Consider the following 16,094-nt stretch of genomic DNA (forward strand, 5'->3'; position numbering starts at 1 on the left):
AACACTCACGTCACGACGTTTCCTCCGATCAGGGACCGGATGGTGGTGATCGTGTCCGCGTCGGCCGGGTCCTTGTCCGGGCGGTAGCGGACCACCCGGGCGAAGCGCAGCGCGGCGCCGCCGGGGTAGCGGGTGCTCACCTGGACGCCGTCGAGTTCGATCTCCACCACCAGTTCCGGGCGGACGTACACCGTCCAGTCGTCACGGCGGGCCTCGATTTCCTGGAACCGGGCGGTCTGCCAGGCGAGTAGTTCGTCGGTGAGGCCCTTGAACGTCTTGCCCACCATGATCGGCGGCCCGCCGTCCGGGTCCCGCGCGCCGAGGTGCAGATTGGACAGGTACCCGGTGCGCCGCCCGTGGCCCCATTCCGCGGCGAGCACCACCAGGTCCAGCGTGTGCACCGGTTTGACCTTCAGCCAGGCGCGCCCGCGGCGGCCCGCCGCGTACGGCGAATCCAGCGCCTTGACCATGATGCCCTCGTGCCCGGCGGCCAGGGCGTCGGCGAGGATCGCCGCCGGATCGGCCGGATCGGTCGCGCCGGGGATCAGGTGGTCGCCGGCCACCTCGCGCAGGGCGGTGTTGCGTTCGCGCAGCGGGGCGTCGAGCAGATCGGCGCCGTCGAGGTGCAGGCAGTCGAAGAAGTACGGCCGCAGCAGCAACGCCCGCACCTGTTCGTCCCGCGTGCTGCCGAACCGGCTCATCGTCTCCTGGAACGGCCGCGGCCGGCCGTCGTCGGTGAGCGCGAGCGTCTCGCCGTCGAGCACCACCGACCGGCACGGCAGCGCGCGCACCAGGTCGACCAGTTCGGCCACGCTCCCGGTGATCTCCCGCAGCGTGCGGGTGTACACGCGCACCTCGTCGCCATTCCGGTGCACCTGGATCCGGGCACCGTCCATTTTGTACTCGACGACCGCGGAAGTGTGTTCTGCCAACGCTTCGGCCAGCGATTCGGCAGGGGAGGCGAGCATTGGGCGGATCGGGCGGCCGAGTTCGAGCCGGAACTCGCGCAGTGCCGCCTCGCCGCCGGACATCGCGGCCAGCGCGGTGACCGGCAGCCGGCCGGAGAGCATGAACGCGCGCCGCACGGCCTCGCCCGGGACCTCGGCGGCCGCGGCGATCGCGTCCACCATGACGCCCTCGAGCGCGCCCTGCCGGAGCTCCCCGGTGAGCAGCCGGAACAGGAAGTGCTGCTCGGCCTCGGTGGCCCGGGCGAACAGCGCGTGCAGCGTTTCCGCGCGGCGCCGGGCCGAGCCGCTGCCGGACAGCCCGGCCACCTCGCCGAGCGCGCGGTCCACCTCGGACACTTCCAGCGACGCGCCGGGCGCGCGCGGGGCGCCGAGTTCGGCGAGCGTGCGCCAGCCGGTGCCGATCCGGCCCTGGAGCGGCTGTCCGGTGAGGAACGCGACGACGGCGCCGAGCTCCTCCGGGGCGGCCGCGCGCAGCAGCTCCGCGAGGGTCGCGGTCTTCGCCTTGCGCGAGCGGGTCGCGCTCAGCGCGGCGGAGGCGGTGACGACGTCGGTGAGCAACATGTCGACATCATGCCTCGCGGCACCGACAATCGCGGGCTGAGCACCAGCGCGACGGCCACCGCGCAGCCGGCGAGCCCGAGCAGGCCGCGGACGTCGATCCGCTCGTCGAACAGCGCGAACGCGAGCACCATCGTGGCCGGTGGGGTGAGGTAGAGCAGGCTGGAGACCCTGGTCACCGAGGTCCGGCGCAGGGCGAGCCAGTAGAAGCCGTAGCCGCCGAAGGTGGACAGCACGACCACCCAGGCCACGGCGAACCAGAACGAACCGGTCGGCGGCGGGACGAGTTCGCCGGTCACCGCGGCCAGCCCGGTGAACACCGCCGCGCTCGTGACGCACTGGATCACGAGCGCGTCACCCAGCGGGGTGGTCGTGCCGATCCGGCGTTCCAGCAGCGTCGCGGCCACCAGGCCGAGCATCGCGAGCACCGGGAGCGCGTAGGCCAGGGGCGGGGCGTGCCCGCCGCCCGAGAGATCCCCGCCGACGACGAGCGCGACCCCGGCCAGCCCGAGGGCCAGCCCGGCCCACTGCGCCGGCGAAGCGCGCTCGCCGAGCACGAACTGCCCGAGGACGGTCGCCACGATCGGCTGCAGCGCCGCGATCAGCGCGGTGGTCCCGGACGGCACGCCGAGGTCGACCGCCCAGTAGACGCCGAACAGGTACACGCCCTGGGAGAGCAGCCCGATTCCGGCCTGCGTGCCGAGTTCGCGCGGGCCGATCGCGCGCCGCCGGGTGAGCCACCACCAGCCGCCGAGCAGCACGCCCGCGGCGAGGAACCGCCACATCAGCAGGGTGAACGTGCTCGCCGACCGCGCGCCCAGGGCCGCCCCGATGAACCCCGAACTCCAGGTCAGCACGAACCCCGCCGCGACGATCCCGTTCCCGCGCACACGGCCTCCTCTGCTAGGTAAACAGACCGGTATGGTTAGTAGACTAACTAAACAGATCGGTATATCGTCAAGGGGTGAGCCAGGAGACGACCCTCACCCCGGCCGCCCGGCGGGTGCTCGACGTGGCGGGGAAACTGTTCTACGACAAGGGAATCCACGCGGTCGGCGTGGACCTGATCGCGCACGAGGCCGGGGTCACCAAGAAGACCCTGTACGACCGGTTCGGCTCGAAGGACGCGCTGGTCGGCCAGTACCTGCGCCGCCGGGACGAGCGCTGGCGCGAGCACGTCCGCGCGGTGGTCGGCCGCTCCCGGGTCGCGCCGGAACGCCGCCCGCTGCTGGTGTTCGACGCGCTCGACGACTGGATGGCCACCGAGAACCCGCGCGGTTGCGCGTTCGTCAACGCGCACGCCGAGCTACCCGACGGCGAACACCCCGGGCGGCGGGTGATCGCGGACCAGAAACGCTGGCTGCTGGGCTACCTGCGCGAACTGGCCGAGCAGGCGGGCCTGCGCAACCCGCGCAAACTCGCCAACGCGCTGCTGGTCCTGCTCGAGGGCGCCACGGTCACCGCGTCGCTGGACGTGGTGCCGGGCGCGGTCCGCGCGGCGAAGGAAATCGCCCGCGGCCTCCTCGACCAGTCGTGAACTCGCGGGGCGGCGGCACTTCCCGCCCACACTGGTTTCCGTCGCCTACGCGAGGGAGCCGGGTGCTGGGGTCGTGAGTGGTACGGGCGGACTCACCCGCTCCCGATCAGAATCCCCGCACCTTCCATGAGGGGACCCCTCCGGACAAAATTTGTCCGGAGGGGTCCCCTCATGACAGTTCGCTACTTGCCGCCGCGGGCCATGCGGAGGACGTCGAGGGCCTCGTCGAGCTGGGCCACGGTGAGCTTCCCGTTGTCCACGTGGCCGCGTTCCAGGACGACCTCCCGGATCGTTTTCCGTTCCCGCAGGGCCTGTTTGGCGACCGCGGCGGCCTCTTCGTAGCCGAGGTAGGAGTTCAGCGGGGTGACGATGGAAGGCGAGCCTTCGGCGTATTCGCGCATCCGGTCGGTGTTCGCGGTCAGCCCGGCGAAGACCTTGTCCGCCAGCAGCCGGGACACCGCGGCGAGCAGGCGCGCCGATTCCAGCACGTTGCGCGCGATCACCGGCAGGTTCACGTTGAGCTGGAAGTTGCCCTGCGCCCCGGCGAAGGCGACCGCCGCGTCGTTCCCGATCACCTGGGCCACCACCTGCAGGGTCGCCTCCGGGATCACCGGGTTCACCTTTCCCGGCATGATCGACGAACCGGGCTGCAGATCCGGCAGCGCCAGTTCGGCCAGGCCCGTCCGCGGCCCGGAGCCCAGCCAGCGCAGATCGTTGGCGATCTTGTTCAGCGACACGGCGACCGTGCGCAGGTGCCCGGAGGTCTCGACCACGCCGTCCTGGCTCGCCTGCGCCTCGAAGTGATCGCGGGCCTCGGTCAGCGGCAGGTTCGTCACCTTCGCCAGTTCGGCGGCGACGGCCGCGCCGAAACCGGCCGGCGCGTTGAGCCCGGAACCGACGGCGGTCCCGCCGATCGGCAACTCGCCCAGGCGCCCCAGCCCCGAGGTCAGCCGCTCGATGCCGAACCGCACCTGCGCGGCCCACGCGCCCGCCTCCTGGCCGAGCGTGATCGGCACCGCGTCCATCAGATGCGTCCGGCCGGACTTCACCGCGTCCGACCATTCCGCCGCGCGGGACTCGATGGTGCTCGCCAGGTGGTCCAGCGCGGGGATCACGTCGGTCAGCACGGCCTCGGTCGCGGCCACGTGAATGGTCGTGGGGAAGGTGTCGTTGGACGACTGGGAAGCGTTGACGTGGTCGTTGGGATGCACGTCGCGGCCGAGTGCCCGGCTGGCCAGGGTCGCGATGACCTCGTTGGCGTTCATGTTCGACGAGGTGCCGGAACCGGTCTGGAACACGTCGATCGGGAAATGCGCGTCGTGCTCGCCCTCGGCGACCTCGTCGGCGGCCTTCGCGATGGCCGCGGCCACGTCCCCGTCGAGCACGCCGAGCCGCGCGTTCACCCGCGCCGCCGCGGCCTTGAGCAGGCCGAGCGCGCGAATCTGCGCGCGCTCCAGGCCACGGCCGGAAATCGGGAAGTTCTCCACCGCGCGCTGGGTCTGCGCCCGGTACAGGGCGTCCGCCGGGACCCTGACCTCGCCCATGGTGTCGTGTTCGATCCGGAATTCCTGTTCAGCCATGCCCCAAGTCTGGCGCAGCGCAAAGGCCGCCGCGTCGTGGCGTTGCGCACCCGCGAATCCCGATATGGTGAACGTGTTCTCGATCACTGCCAACCACCACTGGCGGGAAGGACGGTGAGCCATGAGCTCGCCCACGGAGGCGTTGTCGGTCGACATTCTGATCGTCGGCGCCGGGCCGACCGGTTTGTTCGCTGCCTACTACGCGGGGTTCCGCGGCCTGTCGATGGCGATCGTCGACTCGCTGCCCGAAGCGGGCGGGCAGGTCACCGCGATGTACCCGGAGAAGATGATCTACGACGTCGGCGGGTTTCCCGCCGTGCGCGGCCGGGATCTGATCAACGGGCTGGTCGAACAGGCCGCGCCGTGGAAACCCACATACCTGCTCGGCCGTAAGGCCGAAGGGCTGACCGAAACCGAATCCGGGCTCGCGGTCACGCTCGACGGCGGCGAAGTGGTGCACGCGGGCGCGGTGCTGATCACCGCCGGGATCGGGGAATTCACGCCACGCCCGTTGCCCGCCGGGGACGGCTGGCTCGGCCGGGGCATGGTCCACTTCGTGCCCGCGCTGGAGGTCCACCGCGGGCAGGACGTGGTCGTGGTCGGCGGCGGCGACTCCGCGTTCGACTGGGTGCTCGCGCTGCACCCGATCGCGTCCAGCGTCACCCTGGTGCACCGCCGCGCGCGGTTCCGGGCCGCCGATTCGATCGTCCGCGAGGCCCGCGACCTGGGCATCCGGATCATCACCGACGCCGAGGTGACCGCGTTGCGGGACCGGGGCGACGGCCTGCTCGCCGAGGTGGGCGTCAAGGTCAAGGGCGAGGACGAGTTCACCCTGCCCGCGCAGGCCGTGGTCGCCGCGCTCGGGTTCACCGCCGATCTGGGACCGATCGAGAACTGGGGCCTGCACATCGACCACCGCTCGATCGCCGTCGACTCCACCATGAAGACCGCGCGGGACCGGGTGTTCGCCGCCGGAGACGTGGCGGCCTATCCCGGCAAGGTCAAGCTGATCGCGACCGGGTTCGGCGAGGCCGCCACGGCCGTCAACAACATCGCGGTCACCCTCGATCCGGACGCGCACCTGTTCCCCGGCCATTCGAGCAACGTGGAGTAGTTACCGCGGGATGGTGTCTTTCGACACCTTTTCACTGAGGTTAGCCTTGCCTTAGTCTGTGGCTCCAAGCCATTACTGGAGGGCAAGGCATGACGCATTCGCTCGTACCGAGACGGACCGGGTTGCTGGTCGCGGCCGGGATCTCCGCCGCGCTCGTCGGCCTCGGCGCCGCGCAGGCCGCGGCCGCCACCGGACCGTCGGTCGGCGCACCCATCCCCGCCGGGAACTCGCCGTTCGAAATCGCCGCGCTTCCCGCGCTGCACAAGGTTTTCGTGGCCGAGAACGGCGACCACACGGTCGGCGTCTTCGACACCGAGAAGGGCGAGTTCACCCAGCGGATCCCGTTGCCGGGCAAGCAACCCCTGTCGGTCGCCGCGAACCGCAAGACCGGCACCGTCTACGTGGGCACCTACCAGGACACCCTCGAGGTCATCGACGGGGCACGCGGCACGGTCAAGGCCAGCTACCGCACCGGCCAGCACTCGCACAGCATCGGCGTGGACGAGAACAACGACCGGGTCGCGGTCGCCAACGGCGTGTCCAACACGGTCACCATCATCGACGAAGGCGGCGCGGCCACCTCGGTGAACGTGGGCAAGCTGCCGACCTCGCCGGTCTTCAGCTCCGACGGCACCAAGCTCTACGTGACCAACGCGCAGAGCAACACGGTTTCGGTGATCGGCACCGGGCCGGAGGACTACTGGCCTTCGGTGGGCAAGACGATCAACACCCAGTTCTGGCCACTGCAGGCCGCGCTCAACCCGAACACCGGCAAGCTGTACGTGTCCAACCGGCTCGAGGGCACCGTGCAGATCATCGACACCGCGACCGATTCGGTGACCGGCTCGGTCAAGGTCGGCGAGGAGCCGATCGACGTCGCGGTCAACGCGGACACGAACACCGTCTACGTGGCCAATTCGAAGTCGAACAGCGTCTCGGTGCTCGACGGCGCCACCACGCGCGTGCGCGCGACCGTCCCGACGAACGGCAACTACCCGCTCGGTATCGCGGTCACCGACGCGAAAACCGCGTACGTCACCAACAAGGGGTCCAACAACATCAACAAGCTGACCGATCCAGGGCCGGACTCGGGGGAGACCGGCCAGGCGGCGTAACCGGGGGTGCGCCGGCGGCGGCCCGGGTGTGCGTTCGGCGCACCCGGGTCGCTCGCGTTCGGGTCTATTCAATTAGGTAAGCCTAGCCTTATTATTGCCTGGTTTTTCGGCCTACTCTGAGAGGAACAGGCATGAATCGAATATCGCGGCTGGGCAGACCCGGCGCGGTCGTCGCGGTGGCCGCCGCGGCGGTGGCCCTGGCGGCCGGCCCCGCCTCGGCGGCCGACGGCCCGTCGATCGGGAAGTCCATCTCGGTCGGCAACAGCCCGTACCAGGTCGGCGCGCTGCCCGCGCTGCACCGCGTGGTCGTCGCCGAGGCCGGCGACCACACCGTCGGCGTGATCGACACGCGCACCGGGCAGGTCGTCACGCACTTCCCGCTGCCCGGCAAGACCCCGCTCGCCATCGCCACCAACAAGAAGACGAACACCGTCTACGTCGGCACGCAGCAGGACACCGTCGAGGTGCTGGACGGGAACACCGGGCGCCGCAAGGCGACCTACCAGGTCGGCGAGCACGCGCATTCGATCGGCGTGGACGAGGCGCACGGCCGGATCGCGGTCGCCAACGTCGAGTCCGGCACGGTGACCATCCTCGGCGACGACGGCGGCTGGGCGGTCGGCGTCAACGTGGGCAAGGCCCCGACCTCCCCGGCCTTCAGCGCCGACGGCAACAAGCTCTACGTGACCAACGCGGAGAGCAACACGGTTTCGGTGATCGCGACCGGGCCGAACGACTACTGGCCCTCGGTGGGCAAGACGATCGGCACGCATTTCTGGCCGTTGCAGGCCGCGGTCAACCCGAAGACCGGCAAGCTCTACTTCACCAACTTCACCCAGGGCACCGTGCAGGTGATCGACACCGCCACCGACAACCTCGTCGGTTCGATCGCGGTGGGCACGGAGCCGATCGGCATCGCGGTCAACGCGGACACGAACACCGTCTACGTGGCCAATTCGAAGTCGAACAGCCTCTCGGTGATCGACGGCGCCACCGACCGGGTGCGGGCCACCGTGCCGACCCGCGGCCAGTTCCCGCTGGGCGTCGCGGTGACCGACGCGAAGACCGCGTTCGTCAGCAACCGGGTGTCCAACAACGTCAACGTGCTGGGCGACCCCGGCCCGGCCGTGGGGTCGGCGGCCTGAGCTTTCCCGGCGGGGCCGAGGTTTTCAGCGCTTGGCCCCGCCGGTCCGCTGGTTGATCCACGCCGAGTACGCGACGACCGAGGTGTAGATCGACGGCGCGGTGGCGCAGGTAGGTTCCGAGTTGCCCGGCCGGGAGGTGACCCCGAGCAGCCGCCAGTGCTCGTCCACCTTCGCGATCTCCGGGCCGCCCGAATCGCCGTAGCACGAACCGGACGTGCCACCGGGGTTGTCCGTGCACAGCTCGACGTTCGGGTCGAACGCCGCCGTGCACCGGGCGGGGTCGACGATCTGGCTGTCGAGTTGTTGCAGGATCACCGTTTCCCCGCCGCAGCCCTGCGTCGGGCAGGTCTGGCCCCAGCCGAGCAGCCGGGTCGCGGTGCCGGGCACCGGCGCCTCGCCCAGCCGGAGCGGCGCCGCCTGGGCCGGGGTGGCGAGCCGGACCAGGCCGAGGTCGCCGCCCGCGCCGTTCGGGTTGTAGTCCGGATGCGGCACGACCTCCGCGGAGGTGATGACCTCGCCGCCCTGGGTGTGGTCGTTGCTGCCGATCCGCGCGGTGACCTGTTTCGGGCTCTTGCCCTGGATGCAGTGCGCGGCGGTGACCACCCAGGCTGGCGTGATCAGCGAGCCGCCGCAGAAGTGCTTACCGCTCGAGGACTGCAGCGACACGATGAACGGATAGGGCTGATCGGCGTTCGCGCCGCCGACGATCCGCGGCTCGGCCGCGGAAGCCGGCCCGGCCAGGGCCAGCACCGCGGCCGCTCCGGCGGCCAGGGCCCGCCCGATCACGGGAGCGGCGGCACGATGTCGCCGTCGTCGGCGTCGGTGAGCTGGCCGTCGAAGTCCACCGAGGCGTAGGCACGGAGTTTGTTCAGCCGGTGATAGCCGTCGATCATGCGGACCGTGCCCGATTTGGACCGCATGACGATGGACTGCGTGGTCGCGCCGCCCGCGCGGTAGTGCACGCCGCGCAGCAGGTCGCCGTCGGTCACGCCGGTGGCGCAGAAGAACACGTTGTCGCCGCGCACCAGGTCGTCGGTGGTCAGCACCCGGTCCAGATCGTGCCCGGCGGCGAGCGCCTTCTCCCGTTCGGCGTCGTCCTTCGGCCACAACCGGCCCTGCAGTTCGCCGCCGAGGCACTTCATGGCACAGGCCGCGATGATGCCCTCCGGGGTGCCGCCGATACCGAGCAGCAGGTCGACACCGGTGGTGGTCCGGGCCGCGGCGATGGCGCCCGCCACGTCACCGTCGGAGATGAACCGGATCCGGGCGCCCGCCTCGCGGACCTCCTTGACGATCTGCTCGTGCCGCGGGCGGTCCAGGATGCACACGGTCACGTCGGAGACCTCGCTGTGCTTGGCCTTGGCGACCCGTCTGATGTTCTCCGCGATCGGCGCGGACAGGTCGACCGACCCCGCGGCCTCCGGGCCGACCGCGAGCTTCTCCATGTAGAACACCGCGGACGGGTCGAACATCGCGCCCCGCTCGGCGACCGCGAGGACCGCGAGCGCGTTCGGCATGCCCTTGGCCATCAGCGTGGTGCCGTCGATCGGATCGACCGCGACATCGCAGGCGGGACCGTCGCCGTTGCCGACCTCTTCGCCGTTGTACAGCATGGGCGCCTCGTCCTTCTCGCCCTCGCCGATCACGACCACGCCGCGCATCGAAACGGTCGAGACCAGCTGGCGCATGGCGTCCACCGCGGCGCCGTCGCCGCCGATCTTGTCGCCCTTGCCGACCCATCGACCGGCGGCCATCGCGGCCGCCTCGGTGACGCGGACCAGCTCCATCGCGAGGTTGCGATCAGGGGCTTCCTTGCGGCGGGGCGTGCTGGTGGACTGGCTGCCGCTGGACATGCTGCCTCCAAGTTGGCGTTGCTCGGCGGGTACTCATCCTCTCAGATACCCCGCCGCGCGCCCGTCCTGCGCAAGCATGGCCCTCGTCACTAGGAGTCGCGGTTCTCGTCGTCTCCGTTGTCCTCGACTGACGCGAGCGCGGCCTCGATCCGCTCGCGGGCGCCCTCCAGGTGGCGCTCGCACAGCTTGGCGAGCCGCTCGCCCTTCTCCCACAGCGCGAGCGACTGCTCCAGCGAAAGCCCGCCCGCCTCGAGTTCGCGCACCACCTCGACGAGCTGGTCGCGGGCCTGCTCGTAGCCGAGCTCCGGCTGCTCGGTCTCGGTGTCGGTCACAGTGCTGGGCTCCTCGCGGGTCGTTTCCCGCACACTACCGCGCTGGCCATCGCGTGGTCGTAGCCCACGAACGCCCGCGCGAACTCCTGCCCGTCACCGTCCGCGACGGCGTCCTCGATGTCCGCCTGCGCGCGGGCGACCCGGCGGCGGTGCGCCGAACCCTCGGCGAACCACCACTTCGTGCCGACGTAGACCGAGGTGGCCTCGGACAGCTGCCGCAGCCGGGAGTCCAGGCCCCAGCGGCCCGCGGAGTCGCAGCCGGCCAGCAGCGCGGTCCAGCAGGCGCCCGCGGCCGCCTCGGTTTCCCGCACCCGGCGGAGGACGAGGCTCGCCCGCGCGTTCGCGGCGGCCTGCGTGGTCAGCGGCAGGAACGTCCCCGCGATCCGCACTCCGTTCACCCGTCTTCCCGGCTCTCGCCTCCGGTGGTCACCGCGTGCACGGCCCCGTCGACGACCCGTACCCGCAGCGGAGTTCCCTCCGCTACTTCAGAGATGGATCGGAGTACCTGGAGGTTGCCTGCCGCGTCCGAGTACTGCACGACCGCGTACCCCCGTTCGAGGGTCGCGGCCGGGCCGAGCGCGGTGAGCCGGGCGCGCGCGGACGCCAGGGCGGCTTGTTCGGCGGACAGCGTGGACAGGATCGCCCGGCGGCCGCGTTCGACGCCGACCTCGATCTCCTGGTGGCGCCGCTCGATCGGGGCGAGCGGATCGGCGAGCACCGGGCGGCTGCGCAGCTGGTCCAGGAGGCGGCACTGGGTGTCGACCCAGCCGTGCAGGGCGCGCCGGGCGCGGTCCCGCAGCTGGTGCACGCGGTCGGTCTCCTCCTTGACGTCCGGCACGATCCGTTTCCCGGCGTCGGTCGGCGTCGAGCAGCGCAGGTCGGCGACGTGGTCGAGCAGCGGGGTGTCCGGTTCGTGCCCGATCGCGCTGACCACCGGGGTCCCGGCGGCGGACACCGCGCGGCAGAGCGCCTCGTCGGAGAACGGCAGCAGGTCCTCCACGCTGCCCCCGCCGCGGGCGATCACGATCACCTCGACGCGCGGATCGGCATCCAAAGTGGACAGAGCCTGGATGATCTGCGGCACCGCCTGCGCGCCCTGGACCGCGGTGTTGATCACCTGGAACGCGGCCGACGGCCAGCGCGCGTGCGCGTTCACCAGCACGTCCCGCTCGGCGGCCGACGCCCGGCCGGTGATCAGGCCGATTCCCTTGGGCAGAAAGGGAAGGCGGCGTTTGCGCGCGGGGGAGAAGAGGCCCTCGGCGGCGAGCAGCTTGCGCAGCCGCTCGATCCTGGCCAGCAGCTCGCCGATGCCGACCGCGCGGATCTCGGTGGCCCGCAGGCTGATCGTGCCGCGGCCGAGGAAGAACGCCGGTTTCGCGTAGAGCACCACGCTGGCGCCCTCGCGCAGCGGCGGCTCCACCGAGCGCAGCAGGCGGATCGGGCAGGTGACCGTCATGGACACGTCGGCGGACGGATCGCGCAGCGTGAGGAATCCGGTCGAGGTGCCCGGGCGTGCGGAGATCTGGGTGATCTGCCCTTCCACCCAGACCGCGCCGAGCCGGTGGATCCAGTCGGCGATCTTCCGGGCGACCGTGCGGACCGGCCACGGGTTCTCCGGCGTCGTCGACTCCCGCGTTTCGCTGGTCACCGGCCCCCTGCGCCCGTGTCGCCGTCGTCCTCGCTCGCGCGCTGCACGTTGCCGATCCGGCGGGCCAGCATGCCGGTGAACGAGGCGCGGTTGGCGTTGCCCCGCTCGTAGGCGAGCAGTTCCTCCAGCTGGGCCAGGGAGAACTGGCGCAGCCGCGCGCGCAGCTGCGGGAGGGTGAGCTCGTCGTAGTCGGCGACCCCGGCGGGGCCGGAGGCGCTCTGGTCGGCGAGCGCGCGTTCCTCCTGTTCCCAGGGATCGTCGCCGGGTTTCGTGCCGTTCGCGGCGCGCGGCCGCGGCACGTCGGGGTCGAAGTCGCGGACGCCGAGCGGCGTGACGTTGTCGAACTGGTCGTCCTCGGTTTCGATGGGTTCCACGACGAGGTCGGGCTCGAGATCCTCGTCGAAGGTGGCCCAGCTCGGGGTGTCCTCGACCGGCCGGAGCGTGGCGAGGGCGTCGTCGCCCTTGATGGCCAGTTCGGTGACGTGCTGCTGCACGCGCATGGAGAACTGGAGCACCTGGCTGGCGACCGTCACCGGGAGGCCGATGACCTGCTTGGGGAGTTCGCGGACCCGCTCGGCCGTCGTCACGGCGAGCCCGGCGGCGACGCGGAGCGGGAGCGGGAGAGGCTTCATGGCCCCTAGCCTGCCGTACGTAGGCCATCCTGCCCAACCGGATGGGTTGTTTCGGTGCACGTGTCGGGTGACCCGGCGCACACGGAGCGGGGCCGTACCCTGGGTGGTATGAGTGCCGCGAGTCCCGGAATCGAGCCCGCCGCCATCAATCCGGTCACCGAGCGCGAAAAGCCGTCCGCACCTGGGTCCAAGCGGGTGCTGCTGGCCAAACCGCGAGGTTATTGCGCGGGGGTGGACCGGGCGGTGATCGCCGTGGAGAAGGCGCTGGAGCTGTATGGCCCGCCGGTGTACGTCCGTAAGGAGATCGTGCACAACCGGCACGTGGTGGACACGCTGCGTGAACGCGGGGTCATCTTCGTCGAGGAGACGTCCGAGGTCCCCGAGGGCGCGCTGGTGGTGTTCTCCGCGCACGGCGTCTCGCCCGCGGTGCACGCCGAGGCCAAGGAACGGAACCTGCGCACGATCGACGCGACCTGCCCGCTGGTGACCAAGGTGCACAAGGAGGTCAACCGGTTCGCGCGCGAGGACTACGACATCCTGCTGATCGGTCACGAGGGGCACGAGGAGGTCGAGGGCACCGCGGGTGAGGCGCCCGAGCACGTGCAGCTGGTGGACACCGCGGACGACGCGGCGAAGGCGCACGTGCGCGACCCGTCCAAGGTGGTGTGGCTGTCCCAGACCACGCTCAGCGTGGACGAGACCATGGAACGCGTCGACCAGCTCCGCGAGCGCTTCCCGAATCTGGCCGACCCGCCGAGCGACGACATCTGCTACGCGACCTCGAACCGGCAGGTCGCGGTCAAGGCGATGGCCGCCGAATGCGATCTGGTGCTGGTCGTGGGGTCGAAGAACTCTTCGAACTCCAAGCGCTTGGTCGAGGTCGCCCTGCAGGCGGGCGCGCGGGACGCGCACCTGATCGACTACGCGCACGAGGTCGACGAGGCCTGGCTGTCCGGTGTGGACACCGTCGGCGTGACCAGCGGCGCCTCGGTGCCGGACGTGCTGGTGATGGAGCTGCTCGGCTGGCTCGCCGAACGCGGCTGGGGCGACGTGGAAGAGGTCACCACGGCCAACGAGAAGATCGCCTTCGCCCTCCCCCGGGAACTCCGCAAACCCGAACCCCGCTCCTGACCCCGATCCCGTAATGCGCCGCCGAGTCGCGGTCTCTCGTGGGCGGGGACCGCACTCTTCCGGCTAAGTGCGGGTTACGAGCGCGCACACGAACGGCACTTCGGCGGCGCGTTCGGCGAAAGTGCTGCCACTTTCCGGCTCAGTCTTCGTTGTCCCAGGGGCGGTTGGCCCGGGGCGGTGGCGTCCGGCGGCCGGGGGCGCGGCGCGAGCCGCCCTGGCCACCGGCGCGCGGATCGTCCGAGCGCGGCGGGGTGCGCCGGACCCGCCCGGGGACGCCTTCACCGGCGGCTCGGCGGCGTTCGCCGTCTTCCGGCCGGGGCCGGCGCTGCCGGTTGGCGGGCGGCGGAGTCTTGCGCGCGCCGCCGCCGTCCTCGGGCCGGGGCCGCCTGCCCGGAGGCGGTGTCGCCCCCGGTTCGCCGGGCCGCCGTTGCGGGGCGCGCCGTTCGCTCGGGCGGCCGCCGCGGGCTGCGGCGGGGGCGCCGCGACCGGCGGGTTTGTCCGCGGGACGGGACTGGCTCGCGGGGCGGCGGGAGGCCGGGACCTTCACCGGGGCGTTCGGGTCACGCTCGCGGTAGATCCGGAAGAACCCGACGGCCAGGACCACGCCGGTGGTGACGGCCATCGTCGGGAACCCGTTGATCAGCGGAGTGCCGACCGCGAGGGCCTTCTGCAGGGTGTCGCTGCTGGCGGGCAGGCCGGAGGCGAACAGGATCACGCCGGGAACCGTGATCGCCAGGATCAGCGGCGGCTGAACCATCGGGCCGAACAGGCTGCGCCGCTGCACCGCGCAGATCGCGCCGACCGCGCCCAGGAAGTAGCAGGCCTGGAACAGCAGGGTCAGCGTGTTCTGCAGCTGCATGTCCCCGAACGCGGCGACGACCGACAGGCCGAAGCCCAGCAGCACCGCCCCCCACCAGGGCAAACCCGGCCGCGCGCCCGCGATGGGACGCAGGTCCCACGGCACGGTCACGTCGTCGGCTTCAGGATCGCTCTGGCGATCGCGAATAGCGGTCACGAGACAACACCGTATCCCGTACTTGTCACGAACCCGCTACCACTCCGCGAAGGGGGGAACCCCGCCGCTGGGAAAGGCGCAGGTAGCCCGTCGCTGAACAGCTTGTTTAACACACCGTCAAGACGCTTCCGGACCTCCTTTCGTTCACTCGCTCACCAGGTTCTCAGGATGTCCCCAGGGTGGCCTTCGCGACACTGACCACCCCAAACGGCACACCAGCACCACCCACCTCACCTGCCCCGCGAACACCACGAAAGCGTTCTCGCGAGCAGCCGCCGTGTGGGGTGGGTCGTGAGCGGTACGGCCGGTTCTAACCGGTCCAAACACTCACGACCCCCGTGCCCGGTCAGCTGGCGGCGGCTTCGTCGGGGTTCCGGATCGGGGCGACCGGGGTGGGGCTGGCGGCGGCCTCGGTGAGCGGGGACACCGCGGCGCGGAAGCCTTCGAGCGCCTCCAGTTCGCGGCGGCGGGCGGAGAGGAACCGCTGCAGGTGCGTGCTCGACAGGTTCACCGCGTCGATCGCGTTCCCCGCCGCGCGGTGGGCCGCGCCCGCACCGGTGCGCACCCGCTCGACGTCCTCGACCACCGCCCGGTCGCTGGCCGCGAACAGCGCCGCCGACGCGAGCACCGCGAACCCGGTGGGCCCGCACAGGAAGACCCGGCGATCCAGCATCCACCGCAGCAGTTCCGGATCGGTGTCCAGCGCCGCGATCACCGCCGCGTCCGAGGGCACGAACATGATCGTCCCGTAGATCCCGTCCGCCCAGCGCTGGTATCCCTTGCCCGCGAGCTCCGCCGCCCGAGACCGCAGGTTGCGCACGTGCACGCGCAGCGCGTCGAGCCGCTCGTCGGCGTCGTCGGTCTCGACCGCCTCCGCCCAGCACGCCATGCTCGCCTTCGCGTCGACCGGAACCGTGCGGTCCCCGCCGACCCGCAGCACCAGATCCGGTTTCGCGGCGCCGCCGCCCGCGAGGTCGGTCTGCGTGGTGAAGTGCAACCCTTCGCGCAGGCCGAGCGCGCGCGCCGTCTCGACCAGCACCTGTTCGCCGAGTTCGCCCCGCCCGCTGATCGAGGCGAACGCGACCTCGTACCGCCGCAGCGACGCCTGCTGCTGATCCACCCGGGTGCGTTCGGCGGCGACCTGCTGCGCCGCCGCGTCGGCCCTGCGCATGCTCTCCGAATACAGCCGCCACAGCAGTGCGACCGCGAGCGCCAGCAGCACCGCGACGACGATCGCCGCCGTGGTGAGCACCGTCGAACCCACAAGAACCCCTTCTCTCACGCTGTGTTTGTTGGAACGCGCGGACACGATCGCGTCGCCGGGGCTCTGACTTGGTCTCTCGGGATCAAGTCTCGCTGTTCGTCGCCCCGCCGCCACGATCGCGGGTCTTCGCCGTGGCGCGTTCTTGTCTGTGCCGGTCGCGGTTCGTGACCGGACGGTTGCATCATGGCGGAGGGCACCGACA

General features: G+C 71.3%; 16 protein-coding genes. 5 read left to right on the forward strand and 11 right to left on the reverse strand.

Annotated elements, in window-relative coordinates:
* Nucleotides 1–5: 5 nt before the first annotated feature.
* Both FXO23_RS29080 and FXO23_RS29085 read right to left on the reverse strand, forming a co-directional pair.
* Nucleotides 6–1,529, reverse strand: a complete 1,524-nt coding sequence (locus FXO23_RS29080; protein ID WP_158888657.1) for an ATP-dependent DNA ligase — start codon at nucleotides 1,527–1,529, stop codon at nucleotides 6–8.
* A complete protein-coding gene (locus tag FXO23_RS29085) occupies nucleotides 1,490–2,416 on the reverse strand; it encodes a DMT family transporter (RefSeq protein ID WP_158888658.1) in 927 nt (308 codons plus the stop codon). The genes FXO23_RS29080 and FXO23_RS29085 overlap by 40 nt, the downstream gene beginning before the upstream one ends.
* A gap of 74 nt (nucleotides 2,417–2,490) precedes the next feature.
* Between FXO23_RS29085 and FXO23_RS29090 the strand changes: the two genes are divergently transcribed.
* Nucleotides 2,491–3,063 carry a TetR/AcrR family transcriptional regulator gene (locus tag FXO23_RS29090; protein WP_158888659.1) on the forward strand — a complete coding sequence of 191 codons (573 nt, stop codon included), beginning with the start codon at nucleotides 2,491–2,493 and terminating at the stop codon, nucleotides 3,061–3,063.
* A gap of 182 nt (nucleotides 3,064–3,245) precedes the next feature.
* Here FXO23_RS29090 and FXO23_RS29095 read toward each other — a convergent pair whose 3' ends face one another.
* A complete protein-coding gene (locus FXO23_RS29095; RefSeq protein ID WP_158888660.1) occupies nucleotides 3,246–4,643 on the reverse strand; it encodes a class II fumarate hydratase in 1,398 nt (465 codons plus the stop codon).
* A 121-nt stretch (nucleotides 4,644–4,764) separates the two neighbouring features.
* Here FXO23_RS29095 and FXO23_RS29100 point away from each other — a divergent pair, with 121 nt between their 5' ends.
* From FXO23_RS29100 to FXO23_RS29110, 3 genes are all read left to right on the forward strand, one after another.
* The gene (locus tag FXO23_RS29100) at nucleotides 4,765–5,757 is read left to right on the forward strand and encodes an NAD(P)/FAD-dependent oxidoreductase (protein ID WP_179956908.1); all 993 of its coding nucleotides are present in this window, start codon (nucleotides 4,765–4,767) and stop codon (nucleotides 5,755–5,757) included.
* Between the two features lie 89 nt (nucleotides 5,758–5,846).
* Nucleotides 5,847–6,872 carry a YncE family protein gene (locus tag FXO23_RS29105; protein ID WP_158888661.1) on the forward strand — a complete coding sequence of 342 codons (1,026 nt, stop codon included), beginning with the start codon at nucleotides 5,847–5,849 and terminating at the stop codon, nucleotides 6,870–6,872.
* Nucleotides 6,873–7,003: 131 nt separating this feature from the next.
* Nucleotides 7,004–8,017: a YncE family protein gene (locus tag FXO23_RS29110; protein ID WP_158888662.1), complete on the forward strand. Its 1,014-nt coding sequence runs from the start codon at nucleotides 7,004–7,006 to the stop codon at nucleotides 8,015–8,017.
* A gap of 24 nt (nucleotides 8,018–8,041) precedes the next feature.
* On the opposite strand, the gene FXO23_RS29115 is transcribed toward FXO23_RS29110, so the two are convergent.
* The 6 genes from FXO23_RS29115 to FXO23_RS29140 all read right to left on the reverse strand — a co-directional run bounded on the left by FXO23_RS29115 (nucleotide 8,042) and on the right by FXO23_RS29140 (nucleotide 12,482).
* A complete protein-coding gene (locus FXO23_RS29115; RefSeq protein ID WP_425484920.1) occupies nucleotides 8,042–8,803 on the reverse strand; it encodes a S1 family peptidase in 762 nt (253 codons plus the stop codon).
* Complete coding sequence (gene glpX, locus FXO23_RS29120) at nucleotides 8,800–9,870, reverse strand: class II fructose-bisphosphatase (RefSeq protein WP_179956909.1); 1,071 nt, start codon at nucleotides 9,868–9,870, stop codon at nucleotides 8,800–8,802. Before glpX ends, FXO23_RS29115 begins: the two co-directional genes overlap by 4 nt.
* A gap of 89 nt (nucleotides 9,871–9,959) precedes the next feature.
* Nucleotides 9,960–10,202, reverse strand: a complete 243-nt coding sequence (locus FXO23_RS29125) for an exodeoxyribonuclease VII small subunit (protein ID WP_158888663.1) — start codon at nucleotides 10,200–10,202, stop codon at nucleotides 9,960–9,962.
* Nucleotides 10,199–10,585: a hypothetical protein gene (locus FXO23_RS29130; protein WP_158888726.1), complete on the reverse strand. Its 387-nt coding sequence runs from the start codon at nucleotides 10,583–10,585 to the stop codon at nucleotides 10,199–10,201. The genes FXO23_RS29125 and FXO23_RS29130 overlap by 4 nt, the downstream gene beginning before the upstream one ends.
* An 11-nt stretch (nucleotides 10,586–10,596) precedes the next feature.
* Entirely contained in the window at nucleotides 10,597–11,850 is a 1,254-nt protein-coding gene (gene xseA, locus FXO23_RS29135) for an exodeoxyribonuclease VII large subunit (protein ID WP_158888664.1), read from the reverse strand.
* A complete protein-coding gene (locus tag FXO23_RS29140) occupies nucleotides 11,847–12,482 on the reverse strand; it encodes a lipid droplet-associated protein (protein WP_158888665.1) in 636 nt (211 codons plus the stop codon). Before FXO23_RS29140 ends, xseA begins: the two co-directional genes overlap by 4 nt.
* 108 nt (nucleotides 12,483–12,590) lie before the next feature.
* On the opposite strand from FXO23_RS29140, the gene FXO23_RS29145 reads away from it, so the two are divergent.
* Nucleotides 12,591–13,613, forward strand: coding sequence for a 4-hydroxy-3-methylbut-2-enyl diphosphate reductase (locus FXO23_RS29145; RefSeq protein WP_158888666.1), 1,023 nt, complete (start codon nucleotides 12,591–12,593; stop codon nucleotides 13,611–13,613).
* Between the two features lie 139 nt (nucleotides 13,614–13,752).
* Here FXO23_RS29145 and FXO23_RS29150 read toward each other — a convergent pair whose 3' ends face one another.
* A complete protein-coding gene (locus tag FXO23_RS29150) occupies nucleotides 13,753–14,628 on the reverse strand; it encodes a DUF6542 domain-containing protein (protein ID WP_158888667.1) in 876 nt (291 codons plus the stop codon).
* A 346-nt stretch (nucleotides 14,629–14,974) separates the two neighbouring features.
* On the reverse strand, nucleotides 14,975–15,892 hold the full coding sequence (gene rmuC / locus FXO23_RS29155; protein ID WP_158888668.1) for a DNA recombination protein RmuC: 918 nt from the start codon (nucleotides 15,890–15,892) through the stop codon (nucleotides 14,975–14,977).
* Nucleotides 15,893–16,094: the final 202 nt, after the last annotated feature.

Source organism: Amycolatopsis anabasis (assembly GCF_009765355.1).
GTDB classification, from domain to species: domain Bacteria; phylum Actinomycetota; class Actinomycetes; order Mycobacteriales; family Pseudonocardiaceae; genus Amycolatopsis; species Amycolatopsis anabasis.